The following is a 23,131-nucleotide window of genomic DNA, read 5'->3' as shown; positions in this document are numbered from 1 at the left end:
TTAAAAAATATTTTCTAGATGAAAATAAAAATCTGAATAAGTCCGATAATAAATCCAAGCACTCCACCAAAAATTTCAATAAATCTGAATTCTTTTTTCATTATGGAAAAAAGAATATTTTCCAGCTGTTCCATTGAAAAATTCTCAACTTTTTTCTGAACCAGACACTTGAAGTCCAGTGAATTTTCAAGTTGGGATGATGTGGTCTGAATAAGTTTGGGGAGCATTTCATCAAGTTCTGTTGAGAGCATACCACGAATGGTCTTCATGGTATCATCATTCAGAAACATACTGACCATAGGATGCAGCGTTGTGACCTTTTCTTTGAAAAAGACATCAAGATAATCAAGAACAACCACCTTGTGCTTTTCTATAAAAGATGGATCACAGATGACACTCTTGATATCTTCATGAGATATAAGTTCCTTTTCAATCATTCGGCCAAGGCTCTCGGCAAGCTCATTCTGACGCTTGGGGAAAATGCCCTGAATGACAAACGGCCAGACTTTTATCGGCTTATGCGGATGAAATAACATCTTAACAGCAAGATAGTTGGTAACCCATCCGATAAGAGCACAGATAATAGGAGAAAGAAGAAGCTTAAAAGTCATTTATAGTATATCCTCAACTACATTATTTTCTATTTCACAGTTCCCCTGCAAAACAGGGAGCATATATTTGACCAAATTGAAAAAAAGAGCAAGATGAATTAATGTAGATTAAAATAATAATAAACATATACTATACGGACATATTTACTTATAATAATAAGTATTTTGCTTTTTTTTATTTTCTAACCAAAATAGTTTTGCTTTTGGCTCTTTTAATGTAAGGTCTCTCACACATTTTTACCTAGTCAGCTAATAAAGCTAAACCGTCTGTATGGCAGACAAGCATAAGCCTGACGGAGCTAATCACTTTGAAAAAAAATCAAAATACAATCAAAAAGCAGAATATGCTTACCGGGGAAGATTGTACTCAAATACACTATAAACATCTTTTTATAAGTGCAGCTTCAGCTATTGTTGTGTTGAACGAGGACGGTAGAGTACGCGAAGTAAATGATGCATTCACCCATATCACCGGCTACCATTCAAAAGAAATAGTTGCCCGACCATTGGCACCAATACTTGCTTCCGAAGATGAAGAAAGTTTGCTCGCAATTTCAGAACTTTTCAGTAATCCAGGAGTATGTTCCAGATTCAAGCACCCTTTCAAGTGTAAAGACGGCCGAACAATCTGGATAGAACTTACTGTCAGCTCCTGTATAGAAAGTTCAAAATGCCGCTTAACAATCTGCATTTTCAATGACATCACCTACGATTACGAACAATTTCTCCTAAAAGAAAAAAGAATAAGCGAACTTCAGGAAGTAAAAGAACTACAGGAAGAGAACTCCGCACAGCTTGCGGTGCTTCTGCACGAGCTTGATGAAAAAAATGCGGAACTTGAAACGGAGATTAAAGAAAGGGAAAAGGCTGAAAGACTTTTAAAAGAGAGTGAAGAACGCTTTAAAAGCCTCAGCGTGACCGATCAGCTGACGGGCCTTTACAACAGAAGACAGCTGCATGATGTTTTTGAAAATGAAATAAGCCGCAGCAAACGCTATAATCGGCCTCTGAGCATCATTCTGATGGATGTAGACGACTTCAAAAAGTTTAATGATACCTACGGTCATCTCGCCGGCGATTCTGTTTTAAACCGGCTTGGCCAGATTATCCAGTCCAGCATCAGAGAAACTGATAAAGGATTCCGCTACGGCGGGGAAGAATTTCTGGTGGTTCTCCCTGAAACAAGCGGAACGGATGCGATAATAACCGCAAAACGCATCATGCAGACGATGGAGGAAGAAAAATTCCACCCGAATGCAAACACTACAGTTATCAAAACCTTGAGCGTTGGAATAGCTGAATATATTCCTGAAGAATTTTCGAACAACTTCCTTAAACGTGCTGATGACAACATGTATCATGCCAAAATAAACGGCAAAAATAGAATATCATATCAGCATAATATCATTAGTTAGGCTTTTCCTCACTAACGGCTTTAAGACCAACCAGATCGGCTTCAAGCTTGCTGAAGATATTTTTTATCCCCGAGCTCATTCCCTCCACAAGCTCAGCACTATCCTTTGATTTCAGCTTTATTTTTTCACTGAACGTCCTTGAATATATAATAGGGGTATTTTCATCCTGATTATCTACGAGGAAAAATTGTATTTCCACAACTGCTGCGGGAACATTTCCATGATAATCCCCGTACAGTGAATTCACCAGCCCTTCCAGAACAAGACCTCCGGAAGAAAGGCTTGATGGGGAAACTACATTTTTAAATATACCGGAATCAGAAAACCAGCGGCGCAGGTCGTTAGTCAGCATTTCTGTCGGCGGAACAAAAAATAAATTATAGTAGTCGGCTTCATAGATTGATTTATCCTTACGGTAAACCAGCTCTCTGTCCTGATATTGCGGTGAAATCTGGAACCTGCGAACAACAAGGGTTTCTGTACCGTTGGTATGGCTGTCTTTATTCCTTTCTACAGACATAACAAAATACTTACGATCCAAAGCCGGCCTGTCGAATTTCACGCATCCGGCAGCTATCGCCCCGATAATCAGAAAAGATATGACAATTTTTATACTGATTTTCATTTTATAATCCTCAACATACTAGTTGGAGTTACTTTTCTTCGGAGGATTTCCAAAAAGAACCCCAGAAGGATACTGACGGGCTTCCCCGCTTAGCTCACGCAGATTCTCAACAAGACGGCGAATATTTTCCAGAATTGCTTCGATGTTGCCTTCCTGCCCGGCCATGACAAGATTGATTCTGCTTATGGTCGACTCAAAACGGACCGCAGCGGCCTTAATTTTTTCCGAGGCTTCACTGACATTACTCATAGTCTCAGAAAGATTATTCATGGTACTCTGCCCTTTTGGAGTCTTCATGAAATCTTCAACCCTGCCTGAGACATTCTTCATGCTTCTGGCTGTCGCTTTAAGATCTTTTACAGCCACAACCATATCTTTTGAGCTGTTATCAAGAACATAGCGCAAATTATGCAGTGCTGCCGAAGCATCAGGCAGTATTGTTTCAGCTTCCGGTGCCGCAAGCAGCTTGTTCATTCTGGTTAACAGAATTTCAGCCTGATGCAGTGAGCCTGTCAGATTTTTGCTTATTCCACCGGTATCTGAATTATTGAGAAAATGACTCAGACTCCGTGCAACCTTACGTACATCTTCAATGGCTTCAGCTATTTTAGCATTATTTAAATCTGTGAGAGTGTCACCGACAGATTCTACAGCCGCCTCTACCCGGCTCAGCATACTCGGAGCTGAAGGAATATAAATATATTTCGGTTCCCAATCTATTTTTAGTGGTGGATTTTTATCCGGATCGACATAATCTATCTCCAGAAAAAGCTGACCGGTTAATCCTAAAGAAACAGCCCGGGCTCTCAAACCGTGAGCCACCTCATTTTTAATGCCCTTGAAAACATCCCTTTCTTCCTGAGTATCAAACATACTGTGATCAAGGTCGCCGCGAACATAAACATATCTCAATGAGCTTTTGTCATAAGAAACATAGTTATCCGTAACAAAGCCTATTTCACTTACAGAACCGATTTTAACACCACGAAATTTTATGGGAGATCCAATTTCCAGACCGTTGACGGATTCATTCAGATATGTCTCCATATATATGGGCTGCCTGAAAATCTTACCAGCACCGAGTATGGCAAGGCTGGACAGCAGCAGGACTGTTCCGATCAGTATAAAAAGTCCCAGTCTGAAAGGGTTTGTTTTTCGACTCATATAAGCTCCATTTTAATCAGGACAGGCACTCTGGTCACTCTCCTGAGATATCACGCTGAAAAAAACTTTTTACAATCGGATGGTCAGATTTCTCTCTGAGCTCTCTGGGATCACCCTCGGCAATTATGCCTTTGGTACTTTTATCAAGCATTATGACCCGGTCAGCTATTGAGAAAATTGAAGCAAGTTCATGGGTAACAATAACAAAAGTTACCCCGAGAGACCGTGAAAGACTTCTGATCAGCTCATCAAGTTCAGCTGAAGTTATGGGATCAAGACCTGCAGAAGGCTCATCCAGAAAAAGGATTTTAGGGTCAAGGGCCATAGCTCTGGCTATTGCGCCGCGCTTAAGCATACCACCGGAAAGCTCAGAAGGCATTTTATCAGCAGATCCTTCAAGACCGACCAGTGCAAGTTTGGTACGGGCCACAAAGTTCATTGCTTCAAGGGGCATTGAAGTGAATTCCTCAAGTGGAAGGCAGACATTTTCAAGCAGGCTCATGGAGCCGAAAAGTGCGCCCATCTGATACATCACCCCGATGCGCTGTAAAATATCAAGACGTTTATTTCCGGTTGCAGAACCTATATCGTCACCATCCACAAGGATTTTACCCCCGGCAGGATGATAAAGACCTATCATGTGCTTTAACACGGTGCTTTTCCCGCAACCTGATCCACCGAGAATAATAAATATCTCGCCGCTCCTGACATCAAAAGAAATATTATCTATAACGACAGAATCACCATAAGCACAGGTAAGGTTGGTGACTTTTATCAATGAGTCGGGACTATTCATACTTTATATTCCCGCCAGATAGAACAGTACGGCAAAAAGACCATCCGACACTGCGATGAGGATAATTCCGCTGACAACTGCGCTGGTGGTGGAATCACCAACCGCGCTGGCCCCGCTTCTAGTTACAAGCCCTCTCTGACATCCTATCCCGGCGACCAGAAAGCTGAAAACAACTCCTTTGACCATGCCGCCGATAAAATCAGTCCAGCCGACATTGGCAAAAACCCGGCCGCAATAGGTAGAAAGTGGATAATCCATCGAGAGCATGACGATTGCGCCGCCGACAAGACTCATGAAATTAAAAAAAAGAGTAAGCAGCGGAGCCATGGAAACAGCTGAAAGCACTCTCGGCAGCACAAGAAATCGAACCGGATTCAGCCCCATAGTAGATAAGGCATCCAATTCTTCGTTCACTTTCATCGTGCCTATTTCAGCGGCAAAAGCAGACCCGGTCCTGCCGGCAATGAGAATGGCGGTAACCATTGGTCCAAGTTCCCTGAACATAACCAACCCGAGCATATTCGGGACAAAAATTTCTCCGCCAAAATTCTTGAGGGTTATGGCTGACTGAAATGACATTATCAGGCCCATTAAAAAACCGATCAGCAGTATAATAGGCAGACCGTCAGCACCAACCTTTTCACAGCCAAGCCAGAAGTCCTTCCAGCGAAATCCTCTGCGGCTGAATATTACTTCTTTAAGAGCCAGCATGCATGATCCGATAAATTCTATCTGATCATAAAGATCGCACCCGAATTCATGGGCAGTTACTCCAAGTGCGGAAATCCAACGTGCAAGTCCCTTTTTCTTTTTAACGCCTGAACCATGGAGACCATTTTCATCAGGCTTTAAAATTTCCAGAAAGCTGGCGTATTCAGATTTGAGATTTTCTATATCGACACTTCTTTTTTGCTCAGCTGCTCTTTTGCGAAGCATGAGCAGAAGTGCTGCACCGCTTCCATCCATGTAATTCACGGAAGAACAGTCAATAACTACCGGACCTGCACCGGAAGAAACGGTTTCAGCAGCTTTAAGCCATATTCTGCCGACGCCATCAGCATCCATCCTTCCGGATAAAAAAATTTTATTGCCTTCCGTTTTTAAAGCGGAATCACCTTCAATCATAATATGTTCCAGGTAGTTGATTAAATATATTTATGTATAGCCTTATTACGATCAATCCGTAAAGAAAAGCGAGGACTCATTTTAATAAAAATCAGGCTTCGCAATTTACAGAAGCTGTTCCGATTTAAAAAAATAAAAATATTATCAGCCGAAAAAATCCCTCAAAACTTTGCAGATTTAATTAATTAAAAGGTATCCGACCAGTCGATATTAAAATTATTAACCTTGAATAAATTATAAAAAGGTTGAGCAAAACATATATTCTGTGCTAAATATAACAACATTATATTATATTCAACACACATTAACTCAAAACAGCCTATCTGATTGTGATTTTTTACACAAAGTATAATCAATTATATTTCTAAATTAATAACACCAAAATCTCCCCCATAATGAATAGAGGAATTTTTATGAAACTTAGTTCAAAAATTCTGCTCCCGCAGATCATCGTCACTATCATCTTAGGTTGTGTCAGTATTTTTATACTGAATTCATCATTTAATTCACTGAAGAAAATGCATGTAAAATCAATTGTAAACACAGCATTTTCAACAGTTTCAAATAAAATTTCAGATTCAACAAAATCAGCACAAAGAACAGCAGCGATTTTTGCAGGAAGCCCTGAAGTCAAAAAGGCCTTTGAAATGGCCAACAGCGGAAATATTGATGACGAAAGATCTTCCGAATCTCAACAGGCAAGAGAATACCTGCGCCAGACTCTTGCCCCTGAACTTAAAAATTTTTCGGAAATCAGCGGAGCAAAACTCCGTCTCCATTTCCACCTTTCAAACGGCAGAAGCCTTGTCCGCCTGTGGCGAAAAAAACAGGCTAAAAGAAATGGCCAATGGGTTGATATTTCGGACGACCTGTCCGGATTCAGAAATACTGTTCTGGATGTTAACAGGAGAAAATCACCGGTTGGAGGCATAGAGCTTGGACGGGGAGGATTTGCGATAAGAGGACTTGTCCCTGTTAAAGATGAAAACGGTAACACTCTGGGTTCTGCCGAGGTACTGCACAGTTTTTCGCCGATCCTAAGCAGTGTTGAAGATGCCGGAATCTACGCAATGCTTTTCATGAACAAAGAAATGCTGAGCACTGCAACCTCCCTAAAGGATCAATCAAAATATCCGGTTGTCGGACAAAATTATATCCTTGTAAGCGGGACACAGCATTCAAAATACCTTGATAGAATAACCCAAAAAATTCTGGATGGCAGCCGGGAAGACAAAGTTATTATTGAAGGCAAGGATTCAGCTCTCGCTACAATGCCGATTCTGGATTACCGGGGAAAGCAGATCGGAATCCTAGCCGGATATATAGACCTCAAAAAAATGGCCGACCTGTCTGACACCACTAATCTGGCCTTGTTCGGCTGCGTTGCCCTGATGATTTTCATACCACTTTGTATAGTCTATATCGCCCTGCGAAAAATGGCTATAAATCCTGTAAATCTTATTACCCGCAAAATCAGAGATATCAACGAAGACCGTGCGGACCTCGACAGCAAAATCAGCATCAAATACCGGGACGAAATAGGTGGAATGACCACAGCGTTCAACGATCTTCTGGATAAATTATCACACATGATTCATGAAATGCAGATATATGTTGATGTAGTGAATGCTGTTCCTGATCCTATATTTGTGGTGGATAAAGATTATAACATAAAATTCGCCAACAAAAGCGTTGCTGAATTTGCTGGACTGGAAGAAGCAATGGTCCACAAATCAACCTGCCGCAATATATTTAAAACCGAATTATGCTCCACTGAAAAATGCCCCATAGAAAAATGCCGCAAAAGTGGACACCGGGAGATGACTGAAACAATCAGGTTGAAGGACAGCAATGGTAATGAACTTCACATCCAGCCGGTAGCCAATGTTTTAAAAGATTCTAAAGGTAATATCAGCGGTTATCTGGAAGTTGCCAGAGTGGTGACAGATCTCGTTTTAAAGGAAGATAACATAAACCGGCAGCTTGAAAGAATAAACGAAGTAAATCAATCAACCAGAAAAGCTTCGTCAGACATATTCAACAGCTCTGCTAAACTTGAAAACGAAATCAACTCCGTAAATGATTCCGTAGCTTCGCAGCAGAGACTTATTTCTGAGACTGTCACCGCTTTCAGCCAGATGAATGCAAGTGTGCTTGATGTTGCTGAAAATGCTTCAAAAGCTTCCGATAAATCACTTGAAACCAAAGACAAGGCCGAAGAAGGGGCTGAGATTGTCCTTAAGGCAACAGACGCTATTAATTCAGTTAAGTCACAAACGGAATCACTGGCTGAAATTATGATTCAGCTGGAGGATAAATCCACAAATATAGGCTCTGTTCTAGGGGTAATTAATGATATTGCCGACCAGACCAATCTGCTGGCACTGAATGCGGCAATTGAAGCAGCACGGGCTGGTGAAGCAGGACGAGGTTTTGCAGTTGTTGCAGATGAAGTCCGCAAGCTTGCAGAAAAAACAGTTGAAGCAACAAGAGAAGTAGAAGTTGTTATTGACGGAATTCAGACTCAGGCAAAAGAATCCAAGAAGATGACGGAAGAAGCCGGTGTGCTGGCAGTTAAAGCAGCTGACTTTGCAAATAAATCAGGTTCATCCTTAAGAGATATTGTTTCAATGGCTCAGGACTCGGCAATGAGTGTCAGCAATATTGCCACAGCCTCTGAAGAACAATCCGCAAGTTCGGAAGAAATAAACAGGGCAATGGAAGAGGTTAATGATCTGGCCGGAAAAGTGTCAGAGAGAGTAAATATGACGGTGGAATCACTTAACGAGCTTGTCCATCTTGCTGAAGATCTGGATAAGATTTCCAACAAAGAATAAAAAATAAGGGCCGCGGATTTACCACGGCCCTTATTTTTTTTACAAGCAGCAAAAATTATCAGAACACCGGAATATAAAATTCCCTCAAGAGTTCTGCTGATTGAGTTGTATTTTTATCATTTTCAGAAAATTACCTACAATTTTAGCAGCAACCCCAAAAAGATAATTCAAGCATCGCGAGTCATAATGCTGGTTATGAATATACTCCTGAAACCGATTTACTCTCTTCAAATAGCTATTTTTCTATGTTGGATTGTTCATGAAAGAAATATGAGACTTAATAAAAAAAGGGAGGCCTAAGCCTCCCCAGATTATAACAGTTAATATTTGTTTTAAGAAATCCAGTCATCATCTTCGGCAATAGGAGCAAAACCACGGCGTATGGTATTCTCGCAGACGATACGCGGATCCATAAACTGGAGCAGATAATCTGGTCCACCAGATTTTGAACCAACACCGGACATTTTAAATCCACCGAATGAGTGCCTTTCAACCAAAGCACCGACACTTACTTTATTAAGGTAAAGGTTACCGACCCTGAATTCCCTTGCACCTTTTTCAAGATGCTTGGGACTACGGGAGTAGATTGAACCGGTTAGTCCGAACTTTGTGGAATTAGCTATATCGAGAGCTTCATCGAAATCCTTTGCCCGCATAACAGCCAGCACAGGACCGAATATTTCTTCCTGAGCAATGCGCTGCTCTTTGGTGATATTCTCAACAATGGTCATGGGAACATAGCAGCCTTTTGCTTTAAGCTCGTCTGAGACCTCGCGCTTAACCAAAATTCTGCCTTCCTGTTCCGCAATATCAATATAACTTAGAACATTTTTCTGAGCGGCCTTATCGACAACCGGTCCCATATAGTTATCAGGATTATCTGCTGGTCCGAGTTTAACCGACTTGGCAGCTTCAGTCAGACGATGAACAAAACGATCGTAAATGGAATCCAGCACAATTACACGCGAGCATGCGGAACATTTCTGGCCCTGATATCCGAATGCGGAATAAAGAACTCCGAGTACGGCTTCATCAAGATCAGCATCATCATCGATAATGATGGCGTTTTTACCACCCATTTCAGCGATGACCTTTTTGCACTGCTCCTGACCGGGATGAACCTTTGCTGCCCTCTCCTGTATGCGCAGTCCCACTTCCATGGAACCGGTGAATGCGATTACCGAGATATCAGGACTGTCCACAAGGTGGTCACCCATCACCGAACCACGTCCGGGGATATAGTTGAAGACTCCGTCCGGAATTCCTGCGGCCTTGAACATTTCAACCAGACCGTAACCTATGCAGGAAGAAAGTCCGGAAGGTTTATATACAACCGGGCATCCGCAGACAATGGCGGCTGAAACCATACCGACGCTGATGGCAAACGGGAAGTTCCACGGGGCTATAACTGCGGCAACTCCTTTACCCTGATAAAAATACTGACTCAATTCGCCAGGAGCATTTCCCATACGTCTGGGATCGCCAAGGCGAATCATTTCACGGGCATAATATTCCATGAAGTCGATCGCTTCAGCTACGTCACCGTGAGCCTGCGACCACTGCTTGCCGACTTCAACAACCTGCAAGGCTGAAAGTTCATAAATATTTTCCTTGCAGTATCTGGCGGCATCAAGCAGCACCTGCGCCCTTTCGCGCGGGGAGACATCACGCCACTTGAGGTAGGCATCCTTTGCTCCTGCTATGGCCTGATCAACTTCCGGGATACCGGCCTGACAAACAGTTCCAATAATTTCTGCTGTATCAGCCGGATTATAGGAATCAATTGTATCTTCAGTGGTTACTTCTTTACCGTTGATATAAAGGGGGTACTTTTTGCCAATATTTCCACGAACGGATTCAATGGCCTCGACAAAAGCATCCCTCTCGGACTTGATTGTGAAATCGACCGGGGGGAAATTATTGAAGGGTTCAAGCTCCCCGTTAATTCCCCTGTAACGGGGACGGGTATCAGGCTTAGGCTCAGGACTTTCGGAAATTTCCCTTTCAAGAGTTTTTGCAGGATTTTCCAGAAGGATTTCAATATCCGCTTCATCAGCAAAAGTCTGCTTGAGGAAAGATTCGTTAGCTGTATTTTCAAGAAGGCGTCTGACCAGATAAGCCATGCCCGGAATCAAATCACCATACGGGCAATAGAGGCGCACTCTTTTGGCAACTTTGAGCAGACCTTTACGAACCGGCTCAGCCATTCCGTACAGCACCTGAAATTCATAGCGATCTTCAGGCACACCCATTTCAATAGCCATTTCCATAATAGCGGAAATAGTACGGATGTTATGAGAAGCGCAGGCATAATGGCAGATATCATGATTCTCAAGAATCATTTTTGCAATCTGCTCATAGGCCAGATCGGATTCAGGTTTGCGGGTATGGACGGGGACAGGCCAGTCATTCTGTTTTGCGATAACTGTTTCCGAATCCCAGTATGCACCCTTAACAAGACGGATTGAGATCGGCAGATTAACTTCGCGAGCCCATTCTATCATGCCGGCGACATCATCAGCGGTGCTTTTGAGATATGCCTGAAAGACTATGCCTATGTACTCATATTCAGGATATTTTTTACGCAACCGTTTATACAGTTCTATGGTAGCTTCTTTATATTCAAGGGCTTCCATATCAATGCACATGAAACCATTCATGTCCATAATCTTCTTATAAACAGGTTCGATGCTGTCCACCATTCCCTGAACAGTATCTTCAAATGCAACAGGTTTTGCCTGAGAATAGAAAGCAGAAGGTTTGACCGCTACATTGACTTTTGGAGCATTGCCCCAGTCAAGGTCACCGGAAGCATCAAGAGCAGACCACTTGTCACACTCTTTGTGGATAGCCTCAAGCACTTCCATATAGCCGTCTCTGTAAGCTGAAGCTTCTTCAGCACTGACCGTAGCTTCGCCGAGAAGGTCAAGCACGAAGGCAAAACCGTCTTTACGGAGTTTACGGATTCCTTTTACCGCTTCACTCGCTTTCTGGCCGATAATGAACTGGCGAGCCATTCCTTCAATATTGGAACGGATTGTCTTGTTCAGTACTTTGGCTACAAGGCCGCCCCCGATACCGGTTTTACTGGCTCCCCATTTAAGGACATCGGGAATATTCTCGCTGCCGTCTCCTGCAAAATATTCTTCGATATGCCTTGATAAGGATTCTGAAGTATTGAGGTAAGGCAGAACATCAACAAAACGAAACATCTGGACTTTAAAGTCTTCGTTCTGCATAGCCCAATCCATAACTTTACCAGTCCACCAGCCCTTATTGAAAATAGATGGGGACTCACCTGAAATGGATTTAAAAAATTCTTTACCGCGTTCAATGATTCTGGGGTCCAGCGTTGAAATGTCAACAGTCATACAGCTGTCTGTCCTCCTGTCTGTTTAACAGGTGTTAAATCTGCGCCTTCCCCCTGATTTTCCATTCACACAGCGGTTATTCAACCGTTTCAGTTATAGAAACACGGGGTCGGAGCGAATTTTCCACCTGCGTATTTGATGTTAGACAACCTCTCAGGCATCATCGGCCTCCTCAAGATCAAGAGGAATAGCGCGAGATTCCTTTATGGTATTAAGCACGATAGTTGAGTTGGTATCCCTTACCGACTCTATTCTTCCGATCCGGCCAAGCATCTGGGCCAGTCCTTCCGTATCCTGACACCTGACTTTGATCAGATAACTGTCCTTTCCGGCACAGTAATGTACTTCCAGCACTCCGGGGATTTTGGACAACTCGGCTCCTGTTCCGGTTGCACCCACTCCCTCAATCACATCCACGTAGATAAATGCGGTAAGAGACTGTCCAATAGCTTTGGGATCGACTATCCCCTCATATCCAACCAGTACTTTACGGCGTTCCAGCTTGCGAACTCTCTCAAGAACAGCCGAAGGTGCCATACCTATCTTACGGGCGATATCAGCATTGGAGACTCTACCGTTATCCTGAAGAATCATCAGGATTTTTTTATCTGTTTCGTCGATTTTTCTTTTACTCATTGTCATTGAGAATAAAATTCCATTTTTTTAAGATTGTCAAGCCTATTAGTTGTTTTTTTCTTATTTAAAAGACTTTTGTTCAGTTAAACAACATAAAGCGCGAATAAAAGACTTTAGAAGTCTGCCAGAACCAAATTATGTGTTTGCAATTTATTCCTGCCAACAATCAATCAGATTTTTTTGGAAAACAGGATTCCTTGAGAGCAAAATCCACTTGAAGGATAGCCCCTCAGAATGTGTTTAACTTTTCCGATTAATATAACAATGTCAGTTTCAGAGACAGAATGCAGCCCCAAAAAATCGCTGCCGGATTAGAAATAAGGATTATGAATCAGAGGAATAAATCTTATACAGGCTAGCATGCTTAAAGGCAAACCATCAATATAATCGTTTTAACAATTATTCTTTAAAAATACATTTTTGCAGATTAAAATACACATTAATTGTACAAAAAGCATAATTAACGGATAATTTTCGCTGAATCCATTTTAACACTTGATTTTAAAAAGACACTGTCCCATATTTCCTGCTTCCTTTTATAACTTAAAACCGCTGACAGAAAATAATTGTCTGTGTCTAAATGCCACCCTGGCATAATTTGAACCTGTCCTTTTGAGCAACTTGAACAACCTACCCTTCATAAAAATTTTAAGAGTTTCAAAATGTCTGCTGGATTTCTTCTTTATTTCAAACTTATCGGCTCTGTTTTATTCTGGGGCGGGACATGGATAGCAGGTAAAATACTTGCAGGTCACCTCTCCCCGTACAATGCAGGTTTTCTGCGCTTCTTTTTTGCATCTTTTTTCATGTTTTTCATGGTCAAAAAATTTACAGGCCATTACCCGCGCATAACCAAAAAACAATTCTTTCCCGTGGTTATTTTAGGGGCAACCGGTGTTTTTCTCTACAACATCCTCTTTTTCACCGGGCTTGAAACGGTAGAGGCCGGAAGAGCTTCACTTATTATAGCAGGAACTCCAACGGTAATTGCCATCAGCTCCGCATTATTGTTTAAAGAAAAATTTACTTTTCCCAAAATTCTGGGATTCATAATTTCTCTAACCGGAGTCGCTCTGGTCATCGCCAGAGGCAATCCTCTGGATATTCTGCATCAGGGTATGACCAATGGTGATCTGTGCATACTTGGATGCGTTGTAACCTGGGCCGCTTATTCAATTGCCGGTAAAAAAACCGTAGATATAGTATCCCCGGTTGAGGCGGTGGCATGGTCCTGCTTTATAGGAACAGTGATGCTGCTCCCGTTTGCAATCAGCCATGATCTCTTTTCTCAGGCCGCGTCAGCCGGATTAATAGACTGGGCAAGCCTTCTCTATCTGGCCATAATGGGAACAGGACTGGCTTTCAGCTGGTATTATGAAGCCCTTCAGGTTATCGGAGCTTCAAAAACAGGTATTTTTATCAACCTCGTACCTGTAACCGCAGTTGTGCTGGGATATTTTTGTTTCGGAGAGCTTATGGGCCCCACAGTCATTGCCGGAGGAGCACTGGTTATCGGCGGGGTATGGATAACAAATAGAAACTAATTCAACATGCCTGCAAAATAAAATTTCAGCAAAGTCTGACATTTTTAATGTTATTCAGATATCATCAATAATCCCCGGTAAGTTTACGAAAGTCATTAAACTTGCCGGGGACAGAATCAGAGTATATGAGGATACCCATGATGCAATATGATGATTACGAATATGATGATTCCGAGCAGGACAGCACTCCCAGCAGATCCCAGAAAAAAAGGGAAATGACTGCTCTGCAGAAAGCTGCCGAAAAAATAGTCAAACTGGGGCCTGAGCTTGTCAAAAAATCAGGACTGCCTGAAAAATTTGTCGATGCAGTCCTTGAGACCCAGAAGATAAAAAAGCACGAGGCTCGCAGAAGGCAGATTCAATATCTGGGCAAACTCATGCGTGAGATTGATTCAGAACCAATCCTGCGTTTTATTGAAAACGTTGAACTTGGTAATAAAGATGATGCTAAAAAATTTCAGCAGCTTGAAAAATGGCGTGATGCTCTGGTTGCAGGCGAATTTGAATTAATCAATGAACTTGCCGAAAAATTCCCTTCCATCGACAGGCAGCGCATTCTGCAACTTGCCAGAAATGCCGGGAAAGAAATTGCAGCAGGTAAACCGCCAAAATCGTCCCGCGCTCTTTTCAAGGCTTTGAGGGAACTTGAAGAAACAAACGCTTGACGATTTCATGCCGATGCTTAACTTCACTTTCAAGTGAATCGACTAAGAACAGACTTTTTTACAAGGAGACAGAAAGTGACTTATACTTACAAGGGTGTAGAGCTTGAAGAAAGGACCTGCCCCCATTGCAACAAACCGCTGGAGCCATGGGTTGCCCCGCCTGAAACCGGCTGGGGAGTTATTGTTGTCTGCAACAACAATGAATGCCCTTTCTTTGTAGGTTCCGATAGTGAAATCATCAATAAAAGGGATGATTCAAACCTCGGATGCAGATATGCTGAAAATCCGGACAACAATTATACACCGTTCAATCTGCTTGCATGGTGCGTTTAATAAAAATTCTTAATTTTATTTGAGAATTCAAACCGCTTTCCTTAACCGAAAGCGGTTTTTTTTATTTTCAAAAACTACCCCCATCTTCAACAGTTACCTTTTTATTCAGTAAAAGGCTTTTCCAAACGAAATAATATTCTCAGGGCTTTAAAATTCGAAAAAAGGAAAATCTTTACTTGAAAATACGAATTCATTGACAACAATTCAAGCTGAATTTAATCCTATCAGAATATACTGAGCTGCTGAGAAGACGGCTTCGACCCATTTTTATCTGAACACTATATTCCACATAAGCCGCACCCGAATTTGTTCCCCTGACTTTTGAAGCAGGCACAATTCAATTTTATTAAACAATGTTACCGGGTAAATTACGGTTTGCAATTTAAGCCGTTTTCAGCCTGTTTTTATTGGAGATTGGAGATGCCCCTTCAGGAGTCAAAATACATAGCTGTATTCGCTCTGATTATTGCGGTCTCATTATGGGCCAGTACCTTTGTTGTTCTGAAAATGGCGCTGGTTGTTTTCGACCCCAATGTAATAATATTCGGAAGAATGTTTGTGGCCAGCATCTGCTTTTTATTCCTCATCCCAAGATTTAAAAAAACGCCCATACGCAGACAGGATATAAAATGGCTGTTACTCATGGCCTTTTGCGAACCCTGTATGTATTTTGTATTTGAAAGTCATGCGATGATTTATACCTCAGCCTCACAGGCAGGGATGATTGTTGCCATGCTTCCGCTCATGATGGCTGTCTCGGCAAAATTTTTGCTGGGGGAAGATGTCAGGCCGATGACTATTTTCGGTTTCTGCATTGCCGTGGCCGGCGGGGTGTGGCTTTCTATAGGTGCCGGGTCAACAGAATCTTCACCTGATCCTATGCTGGGAAATTTTCTTGAATTTTTGGCTATGTGCTGTGCTGTCGGCTACATGACTATTCTAAAAAAAATGACTTCGCGGTATTCCTCTGTGCTCATAACTGCGATTCAGGCTTTTGCAGGTACGATATTCTACCTTCCGCTGCTGGCACTGCCGTCAACAAAGTTCCCTGAAAATTTTGAACTCATGCCGACTCTGTCTATTGTCTATCTGGGAATATTCATAACCATCGGCGCATACGGATTATATAATTTCGGAATGAGCAGACTCCCGGCCAACCAGACAACAGCCTTCGTTAACCTGATTCCCGTCATTACAATATTTCTGGGCTGGCTTATTCTTGGGGAAACTTTTTCAATTCAGGAATTCATGGCTGCCGGACTGGTCATGCTCGGAGTCTTTATCAGTCAGGACAGAGGCCGGAAAAAACGTAATCCCCCGACCTCTGAAAAAAATCAGGATTTAATGAATACGGGAAGTTCAGGAAGTTTAACCCCGTCCATCAAAGCTGCTTCGCCAAGCAGTCTGGACACGGCTTCTTCTCCTTCTGAACCAACATCCACGCTGTAGTCGGTAACAAAAGTTTTTATATGCTGGCGGATGACATTATCGTCCATCTCCTGAGCATTCTTCTTGATATAGTCCCATGGAATAGAAGGATCTGAGTGAGCTATCTCTATACTTTCCCGGATTCCATTATTAATCTTTGCTGCAACCTCGGGGCCTAGACTTCTTTTGATAGCTATTGATCCGAGCGGGATGGGCAGGCCGCAATAACCTTCCCACCAGCTGCCAAGATCAGCCAGTTTAAAAAGGCCATAGTCGCCAAAGGTAAAACGCCCTTCATGTATAACAACACCTGCGTCCACACTGCCGTTTTTAACAGCCGGCATAATCTGGTCAAAGACAAGTTCAACTGTTTCGACTTCAATCCCCGCATTTCGGCACATAAGCCTGAAAAGCAGATTAGCCGTGGTATGACGACCGGGTATAGCCACTTTTTTCCCATCAAGGGCTTCAATTTCCAGCTCACTTCTGCCCAGCAGCAGCGGTCCAACTCCGCGGCCCAAAGCTCCTCCGGCCCGGAGCAGAACATAATCGTCCATAATATGAGCAGCCGCATGAGCGGAAACCTTGCAGATATCCATGGTTCCATTACGGGCCCAGCCATTCAGAACTTCAACATCGGCAAGTCTGATATTGAATTTATAGGGAGAGAGGTCTACAAGACCTGTTGCAAGAGCGTAAAAAATGTAAGTGTCATTCGGGCAAGGTGAATAGCTCAACTGAAAAACTGTATCCATAAAAAAACTGCCTCTCTTTTAATGACTTCAAAAGTCAGATTATAATTAACACTGTATAATACAGTTGGAAGAATCCGGGCTGTTTCTTTTAGTCCGGCATAACATTAAGGCTGCTTATGCCTTTTTATCTCTGCTGCCTTCACCCGATTTTTAAATCTTAAATGGATAGGCAGGGATTAAACAAGTTGAAGATTTAGCGTTTTTTAGTCTTTTAAAGAACGAAAATCCAGTGTTGACACTCTAGGCATACGACTTTTATTCACGGCTGAACAAAGGTGAACAAATGATATCCAAAAACTATTTCAAATCTCTGGGACTTGCTGAAATTCTGGAAAAGGTGACCGCTTCTGAGCGTCTTTCCATTGATGACGGCAGAAAACTGTTTGAGTGTCCCGATATTACAGCTGTCGGAGCTTTGGCTTCAATGGTCCGGCACAGGCTTCACAGCGATAAAACCTACTATGTTTTAAACCGTCATATAAACTACACTAATATCTGTGTTAACGGTTGTAAATTCTGTGCATACGCAAGAGAACGCGGAGAAGAAGGAGCTTTTATCTTCACCAAGGAACAAATCCTTGAAAAGCTCAGATCCGCTCCGGTCAAACCCCGTGAAACACATATAGTCGGTGGCTGCCACCCTGATCTTCCCCTTTCCTTTTTTGAGGAAACCCTGACAGCTATCAGCGAAGAATTTCCCGAAGCCCCCATAAAAGCATTCACTGCTGTTGAAATTGCCCACTTCGCAAAGTTGGAAGGTATTTCAACTCTTGAAGTTTTGAAAAGACTTCAAAAATGCGGTCTGGTTATGATGCCGGGTGGTGGCGCTGAAATTTTTGCAGAAGAAACCAGAAATAAAATATGCCCGAAAAAAATCAGTGCAGCTGAATGGCTCAAAGTTCATAGCGAAGCCCACAGCCTTGGAATTACAACAAACTGCACCATGCTTTTCGGCCACATTGAATCAATAGATGAAAGGCTTGATCATCTGGACAGATTAAGAAAGCAGCAGGATGCCAGCAAAGGCTTCACATGCTTCATTCCTCTGCCTTTCCTCACCGAGAACAGCAAACTTGAAATTGAAGATCCGCTGACCGGTCTTGATGAACTTAGAACAATAGCCATAAGCAGACTTATGCTGGACAACATTCCCCATATCAAAGCCTACTGGGTTATGCTCACAGTAAAACAGGCTCAGGTTGCACTTCAGTTCGGGGCTGATGATTTTGACGGAACTGTGGTTGAGGAAAAAATAGGTCACATGGCTGGAGTCAACTCCGAGCAGGCCCTGACCCGAAAAGAGCTTGAAGAAATGATAAGAGGATGTGGTTTTACACCTGTGGAGCGCGATCCCCGCTTCAACCTCATTTCCTGATCAAAATTCAAAGGAATTTTAATATGAACCTTACTCAAAGCCCGGCAAGCATCCATGAAATTGGAGCTAAAATAGAAGCAGGTCAAAGAATTAATTTTGAAGAAGCCACAGAATTGCTGGAAAAGGCTGACCTCTTTGATCTTGGCCGTATGGCCCACAGTGTTCGGCTTAAAAAGCACCCGGAACCATATGTGACTTATGTAGTTGATCGTAATATCAACTATTCAAACATCTGTGTGTGCGGATGCCGTTTTTGCGCTTTTTTTAAAGCCCCGGATCAGGATGGCGGATTCATCCTCACACGGGAAGAGCTTGGACAAAAAATTCAGGAAACTATTGATCTGGGAGGAACCCAGATTCTCATGCAGGGCGGACACCATCCTGACCTGCGTCTTGAATTTTATGAAGACATGCTCCGCTTTATAAAAGATAACTACAAAATACATATACACGCATTTTCTCCGCCCGAGATTGTCCATTTCAGTGGAATAGAAAATATTTCTATAAAGGAAGTCATTGAACGCCTTATGAAGGCCGGCCTTGATTCCATTCCCGGCGGCGGAGCTGAAATTCTTGTGGACGAAGTGCGCTCCAAAATTGCTCCGCGGAAATGTCCTGCAGGACAGTGGCTGGAAGTAATGGAGACAGCGCATAATCTTGGCCTGAGAACAACTGCTACAATGATGTTCGGTCATATCGAAACTCAGGCAGACCGTTTACAGCATCTATTTGCTTTAAGGGAAGTTCAGGATCGTACCGGTGGATTTACAGCTTTTATCCCCTGGACATTCCAGCCTGACCATACAAATATTCCTGATGCCCGTAAGGTCACCAGTGTGGAATATTTACGCATGCTGGCTGTTTCCCGCCTTGTGCTGGATAATTTTGATAATCTTCAGGTCTCATGGGTTACCATGGGCCCAAAAATATCTCAGCTGGCACTCTACTTCGGCGGAAATGATTTCGGTTCAACTATGATTGAAGAAAATGTAGTTAAAGCAGCCGGAATATCTTTCAGATTATCCGAGGATCAAATTCATAGATTAATTACTAAAGCCGGCTTTAAACCAATGCGCAGATTAATGGATTACAGCTATGCGGAAAAGGATGACTAATGGCTGAGAAGATAAGAGTTGGAAGAATAAGTTACCTTAATGTCCTGCCGATATATTATCCTCTTGAATCAGAGATTATGGGGCATAATTTTGAGTTCTTTTACGGACCTCCTGCACATCTTAATAAAATGATGTCTGAGGGTCTTCTGGATATAGCTTCGACATCATCTGTAGAATACCTTCGCCACAGTGAGCAGTATCATCTGCTGCCCGATCTGGCCATTGGAAGCTGCGGACCGGTTCAATCAGTTATTCTGCTCAGCCGTTGTCCAGTTGAAGAACTTTCCGGTAAAAAGATACTGGCCAGTGCCCAGTCGCATACATCAGCAGTTCTCTTAAGACTCCTGCTCTCTAAATATATACCGGTTAATCCATTTTACGAAACGGGTAACGCCACCGCTGTACTTAATTCAGGTGAACGCCCGAACGCAATTCTGGCCATAGGTGATGAAGCCTTAAATCTGAGGCATCACGAAGATTATCCTTATCTTTTAGACCTTGGCGAAGCATGGCGTGAATGGACAACCCTTCCATTTATTTTCGGAGTATGGATAATCCAGAAAGAAAGTGCAGCAAGAAAGCCTGATGAAATGCGTGAAGCTGTCAAAAAATTGATTGAAGCTAAAAAATGGGGTCAGCGAAATATACTTAAAATGGCTGAACTTACGGCTGAAAACAGTTTAATGGATGCTGAGGAGACTAATTCTTATTACAAGGGTCTGGTTTATGACCTCGAAGATAAAGAAATTATGGGTCTTAAAACATTTGGTAATCATCTTGTCGATGTTGGCGAATTAAGCCAGATGCCAAAACTTGATTTCTTCAAAATTTAAAACTCCCCATTCTATATAATGACCAAAAAAAATCCCGAACCTAGGTTCGGGATTTTTTTGTTGTGCTGACTTTTAATCAGAAAGCTTATCTTCAAAAGAATGCTGACGGATATGGTCGATGAAATATCTGACAGCCGGGAAAAACTTACGCCCCTTAAGATGGGCTAAAAAGAAACTGCGATCAAGATTAAGTGGTAAACTTGTCATATGCACAAGTTCTCCAGACTCAATATACGGAGCGGCTGCAAGTTTGGAGGTAACACTGATGCCCAGTCCGGCTTTAACACACTGAACAACGGCCTGAGTGCTTTCCACCCATACAGTGACATTCAAATCACGAATGCTTGCACCAAGCTCGGCAAGAGCAGCTTCAAAAGCTTTACGAGTGCCGGAACCACCCTCACGCATAACCCAGGGTAATTCTGCCAATTGCTGGATATCTTCAAAAGAACGGTAATTACTTACCAGAACCGGAGGAGCAACGACGACAAGTTCATCTCTCATTACCGGAACATATTCTATATTAGGAATATCAAGTCGTGCTCCAACTACACCCAGAATCAATTTACCTGATACAACCTGATCTAAAATATTTTCTGTATCACCAACAGTCAGATGAGCTCTGACATCAGGATATTTTTTGCAGAACTCGTATAAAATTTCCGGCAGAAGATAATGAGAAGGAATAGTGCTGCCACCAATGTTCAGGTCGCCGACAACTTTATCACGCAAAAGATTGATTTCAGATTGAGCCTTATTGATCAGATCATAAATATCACGGGCATTTTTATATAAAACTTCGCCCGCTTGAGTAGGCATAATAGCCCTGCCCAATCTATCGAAAAGCTGAACTCCAAGTTCTTCTTCAAGAGTAGAAATATGTGCGCTAATAGTAGGCTGAGATAAGTAAAGGTCCTTGCCGGCTTTGGAAAAACTTCTTAATTCATAGACCTTACAAAAAGCTTCGAGTCTTCGTAAATCCATTTTAAATTTCTCTTATAGATTTTATCTATACCAGTATAGACAAAAAAGGGTGGACTAAAAGCCCACCCTTTTAGGATATGCTATTTTATGCTTCCTGAGCTTCAGTCACAGGAGCTTCAGCAGTCTCAGTACGCTTGGTAAGTTCGATTATGCACATAGGAGCGCAATCACCCTTACGGGGTTCTGAGAGTTTAATAATACGGGTGTAACCACCACCGCCATTAAAGCGGGGACCGATTTCGTCAAAAAGCTTTTTGACAAGGCTATGACTTTCGAGAGTCTTGTATGCAAGACGTCTGGAATGAAGATCATTACGAAGAGCGAGAGTAATAAGCTTTTCAGCAGATTTTCTGAGCTCTTTTGCCTTCGGTTCAGTGGTACGGATATGTTCATAAGTCAACAGGGAACGAACCATGTTACGCAACATAGCCTTTCTATGTGAATTAGTCCTGTTAAACTTTCTTCCGGACTTGTTATGCCTCATTTTTCTCTTTCCTCTTCAGCCATTCCTGATGCTTTTTATCGAAGTCTTCCAAGACCATTCCAAACTTCAGGTCCATGCTGTCCAGCACTCTGCGAATTTCGTCGAGAGATTTGCGGCCAAAGTTCTTGGTCTTGAGCATTGCCTGCTCAGAACGCTGAACAAGCTCTCCGACAATTCTTATATTAGCGGCCTTGAGGCAGTTGGTCGCGCGAACGGACAACTCAAGTTCATCAATACTTTTGAAGAGATTCGGGTTGAGATCAAGGTCACTTTCCTTGGACTCTTCCTGTTCTGAACCTACTTCATCAAAATTGATAAATACAGTGAGCTGATCTTTGAGAATCTTTGCACTGTAAGCCACTGCATCTTCAGGTGATACGGAACCATCGGTAAAGACTTCAAGAATGAGCTTATCGTAGTTGGTCATCTGGCCGACACGAGCCTGCTCCACACTGTAAGCAACCTTACGAATGGGAGAGAAGCTGGAGTCGAGCTGAATCAGACCAATATCGTTAGAAAGTCCCTCATGCATTTCAGCAGGGACGTATCCCTTGCCCATGCGTATTTCAAGTGTCAGCTTAAACTCCATTTCTTCCGAAAGTGTTGCAATAAGCTGGTCCTTGTTCAGGACTTTAACGTTTTGGTTTTCCTGGATATCAGCTGCGGTGACGGCCCCCTGCTTGTTCACAGAGAGTGTGAGAAACTGAGGTTCATCAGTCGTCATAGCGAACCTGATCTGCTTGATATTCAGTACGACTTCGGTGACGTCTTGCATGACGCCTTCAATAGTGGTGAATTCGTGTTGAACACCTTCAATCCTGACAGCTACAGCGGCAGCACCCTGCATCGAGGAAAGAAGCACTCTGCGCAAAGCGTTACCAATGGTTGTAGCAAATCCACGTTCAAGAGGTTCACATACGAATTTACCGTAAAGAACGTTAGACTTAGGATCGCGTACCAGCTGTTCAGGTTTTACCAGCTCGGACCAGTTGCGTGAATTGATGAGCTTGTCACCGTCTTGAATAAGCATGCACT

Annotated in this window: 20 protein-coding genes; 9 read left to right on the top strand and 11 right to left on the bottom strand. The window is 42.6% G+C overall.

Going from position 1 to position 23,131, the window contains the following annotated elements:
* Nucleotides 1-14: 14 nt before the first annotated feature.
* Complete coding sequence (locus G496_RS0110330; protein WP_027179227.1) at nucleotides 15-611, bottom strand: DUF445 domain-containing protein; 597 nt, start codon at nucleotides 609-611, stop codon at nucleotides 15-17.
* 308 nt (nucleotides 612-919) lie between these two features.
* Here G496_RS0110330 and G496_RS0110325 point away from each other — a divergent pair, with 308 nt between their 5' ends.
* A complete protein-coding gene (locus G496_RS0110325; RefSeq protein ID WP_245577897.1) occupies nucleotides 920-2,026 on the top strand; it encodes a sensor domain-containing diguanylate cyclase in 1,107 nt (368 codons plus the stop codon).
* Here G496_RS0110325 and G496_RS20570 read toward each other — a convergent pair.
* The 4 genes from G496_RS20570 to G496_RS0110305 are packed head-to-tail and all read right to left on the bottom strand — an operon-like array spanning nucleotide 2,019 to nucleotide 5,736.
* Nucleotides 2,019-2,651: an ABC-type transport auxiliary lipoprotein family protein gene (locus G496_RS20570; RefSeq protein WP_051294972.1), complete on the bottom strand. Its 633-nt coding sequence runs from the start codon at nucleotides 2,649-2,651 to the stop codon at nucleotides 2,019-2,021. The genes G496_RS0110325 and G496_RS20570 overlap by 8 nt on opposite strands.
* An 18-nt stretch (nucleotides 2,652-2,669) precedes the next feature.
* On the bottom strand, nucleotides 2,670-3,815 hold the full coding sequence (locus G496_RS0110315) for an MlaD family protein (protein ID WP_027179225.1): 1,146 nt from the start codon (nucleotides 3,813-3,815) through the stop codon (nucleotides 2,670-2,672).
* 34 nt (nucleotides 3,816-3,849) lie between these two features.
* Nucleotides 3,850-4,611: an ABC transporter ATP-binding protein gene (locus G496_RS0110310; protein ID WP_027179224.1), complete on the bottom strand. Its 762-nt coding sequence runs from the start codon at nucleotides 4,609-4,611 to the stop codon at nucleotides 3,850-3,852.
* Between the two features lie 3 nt (nucleotides 4,612-4,614).
* Nucleotides 4,615-5,736, bottom strand: coding sequence for an ABC transporter permease (locus G496_RS0110305; protein ID WP_051294971.1), 1,122 nt, complete (start codon nucleotides 5,734-5,736; stop codon nucleotides 4,615-4,617).
* Nucleotides 5,737-6,149: 413 nt separating this feature from the next.
* Between G496_RS0110305 and G496_RS0110300 the strand changes: the two genes are divergently transcribed.
* Entirely contained in the window at nucleotides 6,150-8,573 is a 2,424-nt protein-coding gene (locus G496_RS0110300; RefSeq protein ID WP_027179222.1) for a methyl-accepting chemotaxis protein, read from the top strand.
* Nucleotides 8,574-8,905: 332 nt separating this feature from the next.
* Here the strand turns inward: G496_RS0110300 and pruA are convergent, their stop codons facing one another.
* Together pruA and G496_RS0110285 are read right to left on the bottom strand one after the other, a co-directional pair.
* Entirely contained in the window at nucleotides 8,906-11,944 is a 3,039-nt protein-coding gene (gene pruA, locus G496_RS0110290) for an L-glutamate gamma-semialdehyde dehydrogenase (RefSeq protein ID WP_027179221.1), read from the bottom strand.
* A gap of 153 nt (nucleotides 11,945-12,097) precedes the next feature.
* Nucleotides 12,098-12,580: an Lrp/AsnC family transcriptional regulator gene (locus G496_RS0110285; RefSeq protein WP_027179220.1), complete on the bottom strand. Its 483-nt coding sequence runs from the start codon at nucleotides 12,578-12,580 to the stop codon at nucleotides 12,098-12,100.
* A gap of 662 nt (nucleotides 12,581-13,242) precedes the next feature.
* Between G496_RS0110285 and G496_RS0110280 the strand changes: the two genes are divergently transcribed.
* The 4 genes from G496_RS0110280 to G496_RS20890 all read left to right on the top strand — a co-directional run bounded on the left by G496_RS0110280 (nucleotide 13,243) and on the right by G496_RS20890 (nucleotide 16,571).
* Nucleotides 13,243-14,124, top strand: coding sequence for a DMT family transporter (locus G496_RS0110280; protein ID WP_027179219.1), 882 nt, complete (start codon nucleotides 13,243-13,245; stop codon nucleotides 14,122-14,124).
* A gap of 137 nt (nucleotides 14,125-14,261) precedes the next feature.
* Complete coding sequence (yjgA, locus tag G496_RS0110275) at nucleotides 14,262-14,789, top strand: ribosome biogenesis factor YjgA (protein WP_027179218.1); 528 nt, start codon at nucleotides 14,262-14,264, stop codon at nucleotides 14,787-14,789.
* Between the two features lie 75 nt (nucleotides 14,790-14,864).
* Entirely contained in the window at nucleotides 14,865-15,122 is a 258-nt protein-coding gene (locus G496_RS0110270; protein WP_027179217.1) for a hypothetical protein, read from the top strand.
* A 420-nt stretch (nucleotides 15,123-15,542) separates the two neighbouring features.
* Complete coding sequence (locus G496_RS20890; RefSeq protein WP_084407537.1) at nucleotides 15,543-16,571, top strand: DMT family transporter; 1,029 nt, start codon at nucleotides 15,543-15,545, stop codon at nucleotides 16,569-16,571.
* On the opposite strand, the gene G496_RS0110255 is transcribed toward G496_RS20890, so the two are convergent.
* Nucleotides 16,457-17,305, bottom strand: coding sequence for a 1,4-dihydroxy-6-naphtoate synthase (locus G496_RS0110255; RefSeq protein WP_027179215.1), 849 nt, complete (start codon nucleotides 17,303-17,305; stop codon nucleotides 16,457-16,459). The two genes, G496_RS20890 and G496_RS0110255, sit on opposite strands and share 115 nt — an antisense overlap.
* A gap of 283 nt (nucleotides 17,306-17,588) precedes the next feature.
* Here G496_RS0110255 and mqnE point away from each other — a divergent pair, with 283 nt between their 5' ends.
* From mqnE to G496_RS0110240, 3 genes are read left to right on the top strand one after another with little or no spacing between them, the layout of a single operon-like run.
* Nucleotides 17,589-18,680: an aminofutalosine synthase MqnE gene (mqnE, locus tag G496_RS0110250; RefSeq protein WP_027179214.1), complete on the top strand. Its 1,092-nt coding sequence runs from the start codon at nucleotides 17,589-17,591 to the stop codon at nucleotides 18,678-18,680.
* A gap of 23 nt (nucleotides 18,681-18,703) precedes the next feature.
* The gene (mqnC, locus tag G496_RS0110245) at nucleotides 18,704-19,795 is read left to right on the top strand and encodes a cyclic dehypoxanthinyl futalosine synthase (RefSeq protein ID WP_034632990.1); all 1,092 of its coding nucleotides are present in this window, start codon (nucleotides 18,704-18,706) and stop codon (nucleotides 19,793-19,795) included.
* Nucleotides 19,795-20,628 carry a menaquinone biosynthesis protein gene (locus tag G496_RS0110240; protein ID WP_027179212.1) on the top strand — a complete coding sequence of 278 codons (834 nt, stop codon included), beginning with the start codon at nucleotides 19,795-19,797 and terminating at the stop codon, nucleotides 20,626-20,628. The genes mqnC and G496_RS0110240 overlap by 1 nt, the downstream gene beginning before the upstream one ends.
* Before the next feature lie 72 nt (nucleotides 20,629-20,700).
* Here the strand turns inward: G496_RS0110240 and G496_RS0110235 are convergent, their stop codons facing one another.
* The 3 genes from G496_RS0110235 to G496_RS0110225 all read right to left on the bottom strand — a co-directional run bounded on the left by G496_RS0110235 (nucleotide 20,701) and on the right by G496_RS0110225 (nucleotide 23,126).
* On the bottom strand, nucleotides 20,701-21,612 hold the full coding sequence (locus G496_RS0110235; RefSeq protein WP_027179211.1) for a selenium metabolism-associated LysR family transcriptional regulator: 912 nt from the start codon (nucleotides 21,610-21,612) through the stop codon (nucleotides 20,701-20,703).
* A gap of 85 nt (nucleotides 21,613-21,697) precedes the next feature.
* Nucleotides 21,698-22,096: a 50S ribosomal protein L17 gene (gene rplQ, locus G496_RS0110230; protein WP_027179210.1), complete on the bottom strand. Its 399-nt coding sequence runs from the start codon at nucleotides 22,094-22,096 to the stop codon at nucleotides 21,698-21,700.
* Nucleotides 22,086-23,126 carry a DNA-directed RNA polymerase subunit alpha gene (locus tag G496_RS0110225; protein ID WP_027179209.1) on the bottom strand — a complete coding sequence of 347 codons (1,041 nt, stop codon included), beginning with the start codon at nucleotides 23,124-23,126 and terminating at the stop codon, nucleotides 22,086-22,088. The genes rplQ and G496_RS0110225 overlap by 11 nt, the downstream gene beginning before the upstream one ends.
* Nucleotides 23,127-23,131: the final 5 nt, after the last annotated feature.

Source organism: Maridesulfovibrio bastinii DSM 16055 (assembly GCF_000429985.1).
GTDB classification, from domain to species: domain Bacteria; phylum Desulfobacterota; class Desulfovibrionia; order Desulfovibrionales; family Desulfovibrionaceae; genus Maridesulfovibrio; species Maridesulfovibrio bastinii.
The sequence above is the reverse complement of the archived record's forward strand: the minus strand, read 5'-3'. Positions and strand labels throughout refer to the sequence as shown.

Coding starts and splice junctions, on each gene's coding strand:
- G496_RS0110330 (WP_027179227.1), bottom strand. CDS start 611: ATGACTTTTAAGCTTCTTCTTTCTCCTATTATCTGTGCTCTTATCGGA.
- G496_RS20570 (WP_051294972.1), bottom strand. CDS start 2,651: ATGAAAATCAGTATAAAAATTGTCATATCTTTTCTGATTATCGGGGCG.
- G496_RS0110315 (WP_027179225.1), bottom strand. CDS start 3,815: ATGAGTCGAAAAACAAACCCTTTCAGACTGGGACTTTTTATACTGATC.
- G496_RS0110310 (WP_027179224.1), bottom strand. CDS start 4,611: ATGAATAGTCCCGACTCATTGATAAAAGTCACCAACCTTACCTGTGCT.
- G496_RS0110305 (WP_051294971.1), bottom strand. CDS start 5,736: ATGATTGAAGGTGATTCCGCTTTAAAAACGGAAGGCAATAAAATTTTT.
- G496_RS0110300 (WP_027179222.1), top strand. CDS start 6,150: ATGAAACTTAGTTCAAAAATTCTGCTCCCGCAGATCATCGTCACTATC.
- pruA (WP_027179221.1), bottom strand. CDS start 11,944: ATGACTGTTGACATTTCAACGCTGGACCCCAGAATCATTGAACGCGGT.
- G496_RS0110285 (WP_027179220.1), bottom strand. CDS start 12,580: ATGAGTAAAAGAAAAATCGACGAAACAGATAAAAAAATCCTGATGATT.
- G496_RS0110280 (WP_027179219.1), top strand. CDS start 13,243: ATGTCTGCTGGATTTCTTCTTTATTTCAAACTTATCGGCTCTGTTTTA.
- yjgA (WP_027179218.1), top strand. CDS start 14,262: ATGATGCAATATGATGATTACGAATATGATGATTCCGAGCAGGACAGC.
- G496_RS20890 (WP_084407537.1), top strand. CDS start 15,543: ATGCCCCTTCAGGAGTCAAAATACATAGCTGTATTCGCTCTGATTATT.
- G496_RS0110255 (WP_027179215.1), bottom strand. CDS start 17,305: ATGGATACAGTTTTTCAGTTGAGCTATTCACCTTGCCCGAATGACACT.
- mqnE (WP_027179214.1), top strand. CDS start 17,589: ATGATATCCAAAAACTATTTCAAATCTCTGGGACTTGCTGAAATTCTG.
- mqnC (WP_034632990.1), top strand. CDS start 18,704: ATGAACCTTACTCAAAGCCCGGCAAGCATCCATGAAATTGGAGCTAAA.
- G496_RS0110240 (WP_027179212.1), top strand. CDS start 19,795: ATGGCTGAGAAGATAAGAGTTGGAAGAATAAGTTACCTTAATGTCCTG.
- G496_RS0110235 (WP_027179211.1), bottom strand. CDS start 21,612: ATGGATTTACGAAGACTCGAAGCTTTTTGTAAGGTCTATGAATTAAGA.
- rplQ (WP_027179210.1), bottom strand. CDS start 22,096: ATGAGGCATAACAAGTCCGGAAGAAAGTTTAACAGGACTAATTCACAT.
- G496_RS0110225 (WP_027179209.1), bottom strand. CDS start 23,126: ATGCTTATTCAAGACGGTGACAAGCTCATCAATTCACGCAACTGGTCC.